Below are 10,828 nucleotides of genomic sequence, written 5' to 3' on the forward strand. Positions count from 1 at the left end.
GCCGGCCGAAGGCGCGCAGGCGGCGCTCGGCATCCACCCGCCGGCGGCCGCGCGCGGTCTGCGCCCGGCAGGGCCGCGTCTCGTCCACCCGGGCCCCCGCGCAGTCGCCGTAAACCCCTGTCGTGCTTATGTATACCACCCCCTGTGGTAGACTCGAACGCCCTGCCAGCGCGGCCAGCAGCCGCGCCATGCGCGGGTCTCCGTCGCCCGCCTGCGGCGGCGGAGCGAAGTGCAGCACCGCGTCGGCGATGCCGGCCAGGCGGCGCAGGCTGCGGCGATCGTCGAGGTCGCCCACCACCGGCACCGCGCCGAGCGCGCGCAGTTCGACCGCCGCCTCGGGCTGGCGGACGAGCGCGAAGACGCGAAAGCGACGCACCAGCCAGGGCAGCGCACGGCGGGCGACGTCGCCGCTGCCCACGATCAGTATCCTTTTCATCGTTCGATTATCTCACGCACCATGAGCCACCGGATTTCCCTCCAGCCCGGCAACCACACCTTCGAGGCCGACGACGACCAGACCGTGCTCGAGGCCGCGCTCGCCGCCGGCCTGCTGCTGCCGCACGGCTGCCGCGACGGCGCCTGCGGCGCCTGCAAGGGCCGCGTGCTCGAGGGCGAGGTCGAGCACGCCGAGCACGCCTCCGGCGCGCTGAGCGAGGCCGAGCGCGCCGAGGGCCTCGCCCTGTTCTGCTGCGCGAGGCCGCGCGGCGACCTGGTGGTGCAGGCGCGCAGCGTGACCCGGGCCGGCGACATCCAGGTCAAGAAGCTGCCCTGCCGCGTGCAGAAGCTCGAGCGCCTGGCCGAGGACGTGATGCGCATCGAGCTCAAGCTGCCCGCGAGCGAGAACTTCGCCTTCCGCGCCGGCCAGTACATCGACATCCTGCTCGCCGACGGCCAGCGCCGCAGCTTCTCGATCGCCAACGCCCCGCACGACGCCGGCCATCTCGAGCTGCACGTGCGCCGCATCGACGGCGGCCGCTTCACCGGCCACGTCTTCGAGACCATGATCGAGAAGGAGATCCTGCGCTTCGAGGGCCCGCTGGGCAGCTTCTTCCTGCGCGAGGACTCCACGCGGCCGATCGTGATGGTGGCCGGAGGCACCGGCTTCGCGCCGATCAAGGGCATCGTCGAGCACGCCATCCGGATCGGCCTGCAGCGCCCGATCACGCTGTACTGGGGCGCGCGCAGGCGCGACGGGCTCTACCTCGACGCGCTCGCGCGCTCCTGGGAGGCGGCGCTGCCCGGGCTGCGCTACGTGCCGGTGCTCTCCGACGAGGCGTGGGAGGGGCGCGGCGGCCTGGTGCACCAGGCGGTGCTCGAGGACTTCGCCGACCTCTCCGCCCACGAGGTCTATGCCTGTGGCGCCCCGGCGCTGATCGACGCCGCGCGCGCCGACTTCTGCGGCGGGCGCGGCCTGCCCGAGGACGCCTTCTTCGCCGACGCCTTCACCTTCGCCCAGCCCTCCGACCGATGACCCGGAACGCCCGATGAGCCAGACCACCCTGCTGACCCGCGAGCCGGTCGTCAACAAGAACCGCGCGATCACCGCCAACCGCCTGATCGCCCACGGCCCCAACATCGCCTCGGTGGTCGAGGCGCTCGCCGCCCAGGCCGACGTCTGGCCGACCCACCACCCGGTGTTCGTCAGCCTGGGCCGCCTGGTGCCGACGCCCGAGCTCCTGGACTGGGCGATCCCCGAGAACGTGGCGATCGAGATCCCGGTGCAGACGCTCGCCCATCCGCACACCCAGGCGCTGATCGCGCGCCTGCGCGAAGCCGGCACCGGCATGTGCCTGACCTGGTTCCAGCCCGAGGCCGCGCTGCCCGCCGGCCACGACTGGCGCTTCGTGCTCATCGACGCGCGCCGCCACCCGGAGCCCGCCGGCTCGCCCGGCCTCAGCCTGGCCTGGGGCCTTGCCGACATCGGGGCCTTCCGCCAGGCGGTCGCGGCGGGCTACGACGGCGCCTCGGGCTGGTTCTTCCTGCACGGCAATCCGCCCGCCAAGAGCCTCACGCCGGGGCACGCGCAGATCGTGCGGCTGCTCAACCTGGTGCGCAACAACGGCGACATCCGCGAGATCGAGGGCGTGCTCAAGCAGGACGTGGCGCTCTCCTTCAAGCTTCTGCGCTACATCAACTCGGCGGGCTTCGGGCTCATGGTCGAGATCCAGTCCTTCCGCCACGCAGTCAGCATCCTCGGCTACGACGCCCTCAACAAGTGGCTGTCGCTGCTGCTGGTCACCGCCAGCCGCGACCCCAGCGCCCCGGCGCTGATGCAGACCGCGATCGCACGCGGGCGCTTCATGGAAGAGATCGGCGCGGGCTTCTTCGACGCCGCCGAGCACGACAACCTCTTCATCACCGGCGCCTTCTCGCTGCTGCACACCCTGCTCGGCACCTCGATCCAGACCCTGCTCGAAGAGATGAACCTGCCGCCGCGGGTGAGCGAGGCGCTCCTCTACGGCCAGGGCGACTTCGCCCCCTTCCTCCACCTCGCGCAGTGCTGCGAGAGCTTCGACCCCAAGGCCCTGCAGGCGGCGGTCGACCAGCTCCACCTGGGCTGCGAGCAGGTCAACCGTGCCCAGCTCGTCGGGCTCGGCTTCGCCGACAGCCTGCACGGGTGAGTCTCATCCGCCACGGCCACGCCATTCCGGGTCGACTGCAACATCGTTCACGGCGAGCAGGGATAGGGCCGCGCTAGAATCCGCCGGCTCTCCCTCCAACCGTCCATCGCATGTTCGCCGCCCACCTCAGCGCCTTCGAGCTCCAGCCCCTGCCCGACGGCGCGTCGACGATCCTGCGCATGCTCGCGGCGCAGACGCCGAACTGGGCGGAGATCGCCCTCGTGGCCGCGCGCGACCCGGCCCTGAGCCTGGCCCTGCTGCTGGCCGACCCGCTGCACCCGGGCGAACTGCAGGACGGCCTCAACGCCGCCTTGCGGCGCCGGCTGGAGCGCATCGGCACCGACCTGCTGCGCGCCTGGCTGCTCGGCCTCGGCCACGTCGGCAACAGCCCGGACGAAACCCCCGACGCCGCGCTGCTGCGCGCCGAATGCGCGCTCCACCTCGCGATCGAGACCGACTACCCGCGCCCCGACGAGGCCTACCTCGCCGGGCTGTGGTTCGGCCTGCCGCGATCGGCGGGGTGGATCGCGGGACGGCGGCCGACGCTGCCCGCGCTGGTCGCCGACTGCGGCCTGCCGGCGAGCCTTGCCGACGCGCTCGAACTCGAGGATGCCGACCCCGTCGCCGGCGGCGCGATGCATCCGCTGCTCACCCTGCTCGCCGCCGCACGCCGGCTCGCGGGCGCCGACTGGCAGGAGCGTGTCGACGAGGCCGCCGGGCTGACCGGCCTGGAGAGCGGGAGCGTGGTCGCGCTGCGCACCGACGTCGGCTACATCCTCTCCGGCCATGCGGCCTATCCGTCCCCACCCGGCTTCCCCGGCACGGGCGCCGCCTGCCCGACCCTGCGCCTGGCGGACGACCCCTATCGCTACGCCGGCATGCTCGGCCTGCTCACCGCCGCCTTTGTCGACCTGGACGCGGCGACCATCCGCGACCGCCTGGCGATCGCCTGCCCGCTGTTCGGCCTGCACACGCCGCCGGTGCTGCTCGGCGGCGGCGAGGACGGACGGCTGCGCCCGTTGCTCGGCGCCGCCGCGGCCAGCCCCGACCTGCTGATCGGCGAGCTGCGCCTGCGCCTCGACGACGAGACCAGCTGCATCGCCCTCGGCGCACGCAGCGAGCAGCCCTGCTCTTATCTCGGCGACGGCGGCCTGCCCGGGCGCAGCGTCGCCGACTGGCAGGTCGCGCGCTGGCTCGGGCAGCCGGGCTTCCACGTCATCCCGCTCGGTGGCGCGGGCGACACCAGCGTGGCCCTGGTCGCCACCGCCTCCGCCCAGGCGCTCGACAGCGAGCTGCGCTGGCGCTACGCCGCCCTGCTCGGCGCCGCGGCGCGCGCGCTGCGCAGCCACGCCCGCCAGCGCGACGCCATCGCCGAACGCGAGGCCGCGCTGCACCGGCGCTTCCGCGACCATGTGCGCCGGATCGCCCACGAGGCGAGCAACCCGCTCACCGTGCTCAAGACTCGCATCGACATGCTCGCCCTCGAGCGCCCCGGCGACAGCACGCTGCAGGACGAGATGAGCCTGCTCAACGCCGAGCTCGACCGCATCGACAAGCTCCTGCGCAGCGCCGCCGAGCTGCCCGTCGAGACCTCCGAGATGCGCAGCTGCCGGGTGCCCGAGCTGCTGCTGGACATGCGCACGCTGTACGGCGAGCCGCTCTTCGGCAGCCGCCAGATCCAGCTCGAGCTGCGCGCCGCACGCGACGTGCCGCCGGCCGCGATCCCGGCCTCGGCGCTCAAGCAGGTTTTGCTGAACCTGCTGCGCAACGCCTCCGAGGCGCTCCAGCCAGGCCAGCGCCTGGTCGTCTCGGTGCTGCCGCTGGTCAACGTCGATGGACGCAACTGCCTCGAGATCCGCTTCGTCGACAACGGCCCCGGCCTGCCCGTCGAGCGCGCCCAGGATCCGCTCAGCCCGCGCCCGAGCGCCAAGGGCGCCGAACACCAGGGGCTCGGGCTCGCGGTGGTGCGCGAGATCCTCGCGCAATGGGGCGGCACCCTGCTGTGCCGCACCCAGGCCGGCGCCGGCACGAGCTTCCAGATCTTCGTTCCGCTGGAACAAAGCGCCTGAGTGTTGCATCATGCGCGCGAACAAACCCTCCACCTCGCAGCCTCCGGGAGCCATGGTCACTCCGGCCGAAAACGGGTTCAGGCCTCGGATCGACGCCAGTGCCGGCGACGACGCCGACCGCGTGCGCATCCTGATCGTCGATGACGATCCGGCCCTGCGCCGCACCTTTCCGCACGTACTCGCCCGCCCCGGGCGCCTCTTCGACGAATGCGGCAGCATCGGCGAGGCGGTCGGTCGCCTCGAGAAGCAGCGCTACGCGCTGGTCCTGCTCGACTATCGCCTCCCCGACGCCAACGGCCTCGCCCTGCTCGACTGGCTGTCCGACCACCAGCGCGACGAGGCGGTGATCATCATCAGTGGCGAGGACGCGATCGACGCGGCCATCGGCGCGCTGCGCGGCGGCGCCGACGACTACGTGCGCAAGCCCTATCACGTCGCGCAGCTGCAGCGCGCGGTCGACGGCGCCCTGCACAAGGGCACGCTCGAGCGCGCCAACAAGCTGATGAGCCAGCGCCTGAAGGACTCGGAGCGCCTGCACCGCTACCTGGTGGAGAGCTCGCCCGACATGATCTTCACGCTCGACGGCAGCGGACGCTTCACCTACATCAACCCGCGCGTCAAGGCCCTGCTCGGCCACGAGCGCAGCACCCTCATCAAGCGCCCCTTCACCACCCTGGTGATGCCCGAGGACCTCGACCGCATCGACACCCTGCTCAGCCAGCCGAGCAGCCTGCCCGGCGAGAGCTTCCACGTCGAACTGCGCCTGCGCTCGCGGCGCGACGGCGGCGGCGAGGGCGGCAGCGTCACCGTGTCGCTGACCGGCATCCCGATGGTCACGCAGGAGAACGACCGCCGCGTGATCGGCCTCTACGGCGTCGCGCGCGACATCTCCGAGCGCAAGCGCGCCGAGGAGATCATTTCTTTCCAGGCCTACCACGACCAGCTCACCCACCTGCCCAACCGGGTGCTGTTCAAGGACCGCCTCGAGCTCGCGATCGCGCAGGCGCAACGCCGCACCGGCGCGCTCGCGGTGATGTTCATCGACATCGACCGCTTCAAGCTGGTCAACGACACCTTCGGCCACGCCGAGGGCGACCTGCTCCTGCGTGCGATCGCGAGCCGGCTGTCGGCCACGCTGCGCCGCGGCGACACCCTCGCCCGCCTCGGCGGCGACGAGTTCACCGTGCTGCTCCCGGACATCAACCAGCCCGAGGACGCGGAGGTGATCGCGCGCAAGGTGCTGGAGGCGCTCGCCACCCCGGTGCGGCTGAGCCAGGGCGAGTTCCGCGCCACGGTCAGCGTCGGCATCGCGCTCTTCCCGCGCGACGGCACCACCGCCGAGGACCTCACCCGCCACGCCGACGCGGCGATGTACCAGGTCAAGCGCTCGGGCAAGAACGCCTTCCGCTTCTTCGACCCCGAGCTCAACAGCCGCCACCGCGACCGCATCGCGCTCGAGAACGACCTGCGCGGCGCCGTCGCGCGCGGCGAGCTCGACCTTCACTACCAGCCCCAGGTCAGCCTGGCCACGCGCGACATCGTCGGCCTCGAGGCCCTGCTGCGCTGGAACCATCCGAGCCTGGGCGCGATTCCGCCGACGACCTTCATCCAGGTGGCCGAGGAGGTCGGGCTCATCGGCGAGCTCAGCAACTGGGTGCTGGAGACCGCGTGCACGCAGCTCGCGCGCTGGCGGGCGGACGGCGTGATCGCGCCGCGCGTGTCGATCAACCTGTCGGCTTGCGACTTCCAGCGCGGCGACGTGGTGGGCAAGATCCGCGCCTGCCTCGGCCGCCACGACGTGGCCCCCGATCGCCTCGAGGTGGAGATCACCGAGAGCCTGATGATGAACGACACCGCCGACATCGCCGCCAAGGTGCGCGCGCTGCGCGAGGCCGGCATCAGCGTGGCGATCGACGACTTCGGCACCGGCTACTCGGCGCTCGCCTACCTGCAACGCTTCCCGGTCAGCACGCTGAAGATCGACCGCAGCTTCGTGCGCGACCTCGAGGGCCCGATGACCAACCCGATCATCTCGGCGATCACCGGCATCGCGCGCGGCTTCGAGCTCAACCTGGTGGCCGAAGGGGTGGAGAGCCTCGAGCAGGCCGATGCGCTGCGCGCGCTCGGCTGCGAGGTCATGCAGGGCTATCTGTTCGCCCGCCCCGCCCCGGCCGCCGAGGTGCTCGGCTGGCTGCGCCAGCCCGAGCGCCTCTTCCTCGGCGCCGGCAACGCCGGCCTGCAGGCCGCACCGGCGTAAAAAAGCCGGCTTGCGCCGGCCCTGGAGGCATGCGGACCGGCTGCGCCGGCCCGGGATGCGGCATTACTTGAGCGACAGGACCCAGTCGACCAGCGCCTTGGCGTCGGCGTCGTTGACCTGAGGGTTGGGGGGCATCGGGACCTTGCCCCAGGTGCCCACGCCGCCCTTCTTGACCTTGTCGGCAAGCATGGCCGCGGCATCGGCCTGGCCGGCGTACTTGGCCGCGATTTCCTTGTACGAGGGGCCGACCAGCTTCTTGTCCACCGCGTGACAGGCCAGGCAGTTCTTGGACTTGGCCAGCGCCTCGGACGCGAACGCGGGCGAAGCGGAGAGGAGACCAGCAGCGACCGCAGCAGCAACGAGAGCCTTCATATTCCTTACCTCTTGGTGTTGGTTGTTACAGGCACGTATTAAACCACCGCATGCGCCCGTTTGGGCAGGGCCCGCACACGATGTTGCACATTTGCCGCGCATGCTGTCACGGTATGCGACGCCCTCACTGGCGCACTTCCATCGCCTCGTCCGCGCGCAACCCGGCGCGGCTGGCACGGAAGGGGTTGATGTCCAGCCCGCCACGGCGGGTGTAGCGCGCCCACACCGCAAGCTCCTGCGGCTTGCAGCGCGCCATGAGATCGCAGAACACGCGCTCCACGCACTGCTCGTGGAACTCGTTGTGGGCGCGGAAGGACACCACGTAGCGCAGCAGGCCCTCGCGGTCGATCGCCGCGCCGCGGTAGCGCACGACCAGGGTGCCCCAGTCGGGCTGGCCGGTGACCAGGCAGTTCGATTTCAGCAGGTGCGAGTACAACGTCTCCTCCACCTCCGGCCCTTCGGCGCGCAGGGTCTCCGGGCAGGGCTGGTAGCGCTCGATGTCGATCTCGAGGGCGTCGAGGCAGACGCCTTCGGGATAGCCGAAGCGGCGCCCGGGGCGCTCGTGCAGCGGCCGCAGCACCACGGCCACCGCGGCACCGGCCGCCGCCGAGAGGTCGCGCGCGATGGTCGCGCGTACCTCCTCCACGCTCGCGCAGCGCTGCTGGTTGAAGGAGTTCAGGTAGAGCTTGAGCGACTTCGACTCGATCAGCCGCGGGGAGGCGGCCGGCACGCGGAACTCGCCGAGCGCCACCACCGGCTTGCCGCGCGCATCCAGCCAGGAGAGCTCGTAGGCGTTCCACAGGTCCTCGCCGACGAAGGGCAGCGCGTCGGCGTGCAGGCCGAGCTCGTCGCGCTTGAGCTGGCGGGCGATCGGGAACAGCAGCTCGGGGGCGTAGGTGTCGCGGTAGGCGACCGCCTGGCCGAGCAGGGATTCTTCTGCGCCGTGGCGGCGGGGCGTGTCTGGGTTCATCGTGGGTCCTGCGAGCATTCAGATCCGGTCGGGGGCGAACAGGGCCGCCAGGTCGACATGGGCCTCGATCGCATCGGCGAGGCGGTCGAGATCGGCCTCGCGGCGGGCGGCGAGATCGACCGCGCCAGCCCCTTCCAGCGCCTGCGCGTCCAGCCCCGCCCAGGCGAGCAGCGCGGACAGCGCCGCAGGGGCGTCGAAGAGGCCGTGGACGTAGGTGCCGAGGAGCTGCCCGTCGGCGGAGATCGCGCCGTCGGGCCGGGTTGGCGCGTCCCCGTCCCCGTCCTGCGCCAGCCACAGCGCCGGCCTCGCCAGCGCCGGGCCGGAGGTGACGCCCATGTGGATCTCGTAGCCGGTCACGTCCGCGCCGAGCCCGTGTTCCGCATCGGACCCGTCGTGCCGCGACAGGTTCGCGAGCCGGCCGCGCAGGTTGCGCAGCTGCTTGTGCTGCTCGAGCACCGTGTCCACCTCGAGCAGGCCCAGCCCGGCCATGGCGCCGGGCGCGCCTTCGAGGCCGAGCGGATCGGCGAGCTCGCGGCCGAGCATCTGGAAGCCGCCGCAGATGCCGATCAGCTTGCCGCCGTAGCGCAGGTGGCGGCGGATCGCCGCCTCCCAGCCCTGGGCGCGCAGCCAGGCGAGGTCGGCCTGCACGCTCTTCGAGCCGGGCAGCACGATCAGGTCGGCGGGCGGGATCGCCTGCCCGGGGCCGATCCAGCGGAAATCCACCTGCGGGTGCAAGCGCAGCGGGTCGAGGTCGGTGTGGTTGGAGATGCGCGAGTACACCGGCGCGATCACGCGCAGCGCGGCCTCGCCCGCGCGCACGTCCGCGGCGCTGTCGGCGAGCGCGTCCTCGGCATCGAGGAAGAGCCCGTGCAGGTAGGGCAGCACGCCGAACACCGGCCGCCCGGTGCGCGCCTCCAGCCAGTCGAGGCCGGACTGCAAGAGGCCGAGGTCGCCGCGGAAGCGGTTGATGACGAAGCCCTTGACGCGCGCCTGCTCGGAGGGCGACAGCAGCTCGAGGGTGCCGACGAGGTGGGCGAACACGCCGCCGCGGTCGATGTCGGCGACCAGCACCACCGGGACGTCGGCGGCTTCGGCGAAGCCCATGTTGGCGATGTCGCGGTCACGCAGGTTGATCTCGGCGGGGCTGCCGGCGCCCTCGACCAGCACCGCACCGTAGGCGCTGCACAGGCGGTCCCAGCTCTGCATCACGGCGGCCATCGCGGTGGGCTTGTAGGCGTGGTAGTCCTTTGCCGACAGGCTGGCGACGGCGTGGCCGTGGATGACGACCTGGGCGCCGATGTCGGTGGAGGGCTTGAGCAGCACCGGGTTGAAGTCGGTGTGCGGGGCGACGCCGGCGGCGAGCGCCTGCAGCGCCTGGGCGCGGCCGATCTCGCCACCGTCGGCGGTGACGGCGGAGTTGAGCGCCATGTTCTGCGGCTTGAACGGCGCCACACGCAGGCCGCGCCGGCGCAGGCAGCGCGCGAGCCCGGCGACGAGCGTGCTCTTGCCGGCGTCGGAGGTGGTGCCCTGGACCATCAGCGTGATCGGGGAGGACATCGCGTAGAATCCCGCCTCGTTGCAAAAAGGGGCCGAATTATCGCCGATTCGGACCTTGCCCGCTGCGCAAAGGCGGCCCGTGCGCCCGCGTCTGCCGGCCGGGCCGGTGCAACGCCCCTGCCCCCCTCCGCTCCCACCCGCCATGTCGCTCTCCCTGCTCCTCGTCCTCGCCATCAAGATGGCCGCCGCCCTGCTCGCCGATCGCGTGTTCGGCGAGGCGAGGCGCTTCCATCCGCTGGTCGGCTTCGGGCGCTGGGCGGGCTGGGTGGAGCAGGCTTGCCGCCGGCTGTTCTTCGGCACCAACGAGACCGGCATGCGCCTGGCGGGGCTGCTCGCCTGGGCGCTCGCGGTGCTGCCCTGGGTGGCGCTCGCGCTGTGGCTGCGCACGCTCCACCCGCAGGCGCACTGGGTGGTGGACAGCATGCTGCTGTACTTCGCGCTCGGCGGACGCAGCCTGGCCGAGCATGCGCGGGCGGTGGCGACGCCGCTCGCGGCCGGCGACCTGGACGCGGCGCGCGAACGCGTGGGCTGGATCGTCAGCCGCGACACCCGCGCGCTCGACACGGAGGGCGTGGCCAGGGCGGCCACCGAGTCGGTGCTGGAGAACGGCAACGACGCCGTGTTCGGCGCGCTGCTCTGGTTCGTGCTCGGCGGCGGCGCGGGGGTGGTGCTGTTCCGCCTCGCGAACACGCTCGATGCGATGTGGGGCTACCGCACGCCCCGCCACCTGCACTTCGGCTGGGCGGCGGCGCGCATCGACGACCTCCTCGGCTGGCTGCCGGCGCGCCTGACCGCGCTCACCTACGCCCTGCTCGGGCATACGCGGCGCGCGCTCGCGTGCTGGCGTACTCAGGCGCCGGCCTGGGACAGCCCGAACGCCGGACCGGTGATGGCGGCGGGCGCGGGCGCGCTCGGCGTGCGCCTGGGCGGCGCGGCGATCTACCACGGCCGCGAAGAGCACCGCCCGGCGCTGGGCGAGGGC

The 10,828-nt window shown here is 72.4% G+C and carries 9 protein-coding genes; 5 read left to right on the forward strand and 4 right to left on the reverse strand.

Annotated features, from left to right (window positions below; all coding sequences use genetic code 11):
- The coding region (locus C667_RS15425) for an NAD(P)H-binding protein (protein WP_039921777.1) at nucleotides 1-436 on the reverse strand (436 nt) is incomplete at its 3' end.
- A 21-nt stretch (nucleotides 437-457) separates the two neighbouring features.
- Between C667_RS15425 and C667_RS15430 the strand changes: the two genes are divergently transcribed.
- From C667_RS15430 to C667_RS15445, 4 genes are all read left to right on the forward strand, one after another.
- Nucleotides 458-1,471: a CDP-6-deoxy-delta-3,4-glucoseen reductase gene (locus tag C667_RS15430; RefSeq protein ID WP_004368403.1), complete on the forward strand. Its 1,014-nt coding sequence runs from the start codon at nucleotides 458-460 to the stop codon at nucleotides 1,469-1,471.
- A gap of 13 nt (nucleotides 1,472-1,484) precedes the next feature.
- Nucleotides 1,485-2,621, forward strand: a complete 1,137-nt coding sequence (locus C667_RS15435; RefSeq protein WP_004368404.1) for an EAL and HDOD domain-containing protein — start codon at nucleotides 1,485-1,487, stop codon at nucleotides 2,619-2,621.
- 110 nt (nucleotides 2,622-2,731) lie between these two features.
- Nucleotides 2,732-4,690 (forward strand): sensor histidine kinase, encoded by a 1,959-nt coding sequence (locus C667_RS15440; protein ID WP_004368406.1) that lies wholly within the window; start codon nucleotides 2,732-2,734, stop codon nucleotides 4,688-4,690.
- Nucleotides 4,691-4,742: 52 nt separating this feature from the next.
- Nucleotides 4,743-6,947: an EAL domain-containing response regulator gene (locus C667_RS15445; protein ID WP_004368408.1), complete on the forward strand. Its 2,205-nt coding sequence runs from the start codon at nucleotides 4,743-4,745 to the stop codon at nucleotides 6,945-6,947.
- A gap of 63 nt (nucleotides 6,948-7,010) precedes the next feature.
- On the opposite strand, the gene C667_RS15450 is transcribed toward C667_RS15445, so the two are convergent.
- From C667_RS15450 to C667_RS15460, 3 genes are all read right to left on the reverse strand, one after another.
- A complete protein-coding gene (locus C667_RS15450; RefSeq protein WP_004368410.1) occupies nucleotides 7,011-7,319 on the reverse strand; it encodes a c-type cytochrome in 309 nt (102 codons plus the stop codon).
- A gap of 124 nt (nucleotides 7,320-7,443) precedes the next feature.
- Nucleotides 7,444-8,289, reverse strand: a complete 846-nt coding sequence (gene queF, locus C667_RS15455; protein ID WP_004368412.1) for an NADPH-dependent 7-cyano-7-deazaguanine reductase QueF — start codon at nucleotides 8,287-8,289, stop codon at nucleotides 7,444-7,446.
- An 18-nt stretch (nucleotides 8,290-8,307) separates the two neighbouring features.
- Nucleotides 8,308-9,846 (reverse strand): cobyric acid synthase, encoded by a 1,539-nt coding sequence (locus C667_RS15460; protein WP_004368414.1) that lies wholly within the window; start codon nucleotides 9,844-9,846, stop codon nucleotides 8,308-8,310.
- A gap of 142 nt (nucleotides 9,847-9,988) precedes the next feature.
- On the opposite strand from C667_RS15460, the gene cbiB reads away from it, so the two are divergent.
- Nucleotides 9,989-10,828: adenosylcobinamide-phosphate synthase CbiB (gene cbiB / locus C667_RS15465; protein WP_004368416.1), on the forward strand; the 840-nt coding region annotated here is incomplete at its 3' end.

The organism is Thauera phenylacetica B4P, assembly GCF_000310225.1.
GTDB classification, from domain to species: Bacteria; Pseudomonadota; Gammaproteobacteria; order Burkholderiales; family Rhodocyclaceae; genus Thauera; species Thauera phenylacetica.